This is a genomic window from Robbsia betulipollinis, assembly GCF_026624755.1.
Lineage (GTDB): Bacteria > Pseudomonadota > Gammaproteobacteria > Burkholderiales > Burkholderiaceae > Robbsia > Robbsia betulipollinis.
Window position 1 is genome coordinate 1 of record NZ_JAPMXC010000008.1, and the last position, 2094, is coordinate 2094.

A 2094-nucleotide genomic window follows, 5' to 3' on the forward strand; every position below is an offset into this window, starting at 1 on the left:
GAGTGATGTCGTGGAACTTGCGGCGCACGTGTGCCCAGCATGCGGCCGGTACACGCGTACCGTCGACGTAGAGTTTGTCGTAGCCCGCGAAGCCATCGGCATGGATGATGCCGTCGAACGCCTGCAAATGGCTCTGCGGATGTTCGCCGCGCCGGTCCGGCGTGTAGGCCATCCATACGGCGGCAGGTGCCGTACTCCCGCTGGGCCGCTCATCCCGCACGTAGGCCCACAGGCGCCCCGTCGCGGTCTTGCCACGCCCAGGAGCCAGCACGGGCACCGGAGTGTCGTCGGCATGCAGCACGGCCCCGGCCATCACGTAGCGCCGCAGGGCCTCTACCAGCGGGCGCAGCAAGCGCGTCACGCCACCGACCCACTCAGTCAGAGTCGAGCGTTCGATCTCCACGCCGCTTCGCGCGTGGATCTGCACCTGCCGGTACAGCGGCAAATGATCACTGTATTTGCTCACCACCACGTGGGCCAACAGGCCCGGGCCGGCGAGGCCGCGGGCGATCGGCCGGGACGGCGCGCTCGCCTGCACGAGCGTTTGGCAACAGGCGCAGCCAAGCTTGCGGCGCACGTGACGGATCACCCGGAAGCTTGCCGGCACGTACTCAAGCTGTTCAGCGACATCCTCGCCGATGGCTTGAAGTGCGCCACCACAGTCCGGACACTGATCGTGCGGGGGCGCGTGATCGATCGTCTCACGCGACAGGTGCTCAGGCAGGGGCTTGCGCGTGCGTTGGGTGCGCTCGATGGCCTCGGGCGTTTGCGGTGGCGGATCCTCGCCCTTGTCGAGCAGCACTTCCTCGAGCTTGAGCTCGAGTTGCCCGACTTCCTGCTCCATCTTCTCGGATTTACGGCCGTACATCGCACGCCGCAGCGCCGCGATCTGGATCTGCAGGTTCTCGATGAGCAACATGCGCACGTCGGCGGCCACTTCGAGCGCGCGGACCTCGCCGCTCAGGCGCTCGACCATGCGTTTAAGCGCCTCGACGTCGTCGGGCAAGGGATCGGGAGGGGGAAGTGACGCGGCCATGACCGCCATGTTACCGGCGCCGCGGGACGTTTACAACCTCCGCCTCACGCAGCCAGCGTCGGGGCGGTGCGTACCGTGTGGCGCCAGTCGATGCCCTCGAGCAGCATCGCGAGCTGCGCGGCGGTTAAATGCACGCCACCGGTGGCAACTTGAGGCCAGACGAAGCGCCCGCGTTCCAGACGTTTGCTCAGCAGGCACAGCCCATGGCCGTCCCACCAGAGCACTTTAATGAGATCGCCACGGCGCCCGCGGAAGACGAACACGTGGCCGCCGAAGGGGTTCGAGGCAAGCGTGTTCTGTACGATGGCTGCCAGGCCGTTGAAGCCCCGGCGCATGTCGGTGGCACCGGCGATCAGCCAGACCTGCGTGCCACCGGGCAGACCGATCAACGTGCGCCTCGTAGATGAGCCAGCAGCAAGCGCCACGCGCCCTCATCGACCGTGCCACGCAGCACGATCCGCGCGTAGGGCGCGTTCCACCGCGTTATTGTCTATTTCGGCACGGCCGTCGCGAGCGAACGTATTCAACGCCTCCCAGCGCTTCAACGCGTACTGGATCGCCCCGGCAAGCGCGGACTTGCTCGACAGGGCCGGCAGCAAGCCTTGCATCCAGGCATGCAGATCGCGCAGCAGTGGTTGCGTTTGTTCGACGCGCGTCGCCAGGCGCTGGTCGGGCGGTTGGCCGCGTATCCCGGCTTCGATCGCATAGAGCGCCGCGATGCGGCGTACCGCTTCGCCTGCCGTCGGTGACGGATGCGACTGAGTGATGTCGTGGAACTTGCGGCGCACGTGTGCCCAGCATGCGGCCGGTACACGCGTACCGTCGACGTAGAGTTTGTCGTAGCCCGCGAAGCCATCGGCATGGATGATGCCGTCGAACGCCTGCAAATGGCTCTGCGGATGTTCGCCGCGCCGGTCCGGCGTGTAGGCCATCCATACGGCGGCAGGTGCCGTACTCCCGCTGGGCCGCTCATCCCGCACGTAGGCCCACAGGCGCCCCGTCGCGGTCTTGCCACGCCCAGGAGCCAGCACGGGCACCGGAGTGTCGTCGGCATGCAG

General features: G+C 67.1%; 2 protein-coding genes and 1 pseudogene. All 3 read right to left on the reverse strand.

The annotated features are described in order from the left end of the window. Positions 1-1036: IS66 family transposase (tnpC, locus tag OVY01_RS17700; RefSeq protein ID WP_267848901.1), on the reverse strand; the 1036-nt coding region annotated here is incomplete at its 3' end. 44 nt (positions 1037-1080) lie between these two features. Then, a complete protein-coding gene (gene tnpB / locus OVY01_RS17705) occupies positions 1081-1425 on the reverse strand; it encodes an IS66 family insertion sequence element accessory protein TnpB (protein ID WP_267848897.1) in 345 nt (114 codons plus the stop codon). Between the two features lie 72 nt (positions 1426-1497). Then, positions 1498-2094, reverse strand: a pseudogene (tnpC, locus tag OVY01_RS17710) (IS66 family transposase); the annotation flags it as partial.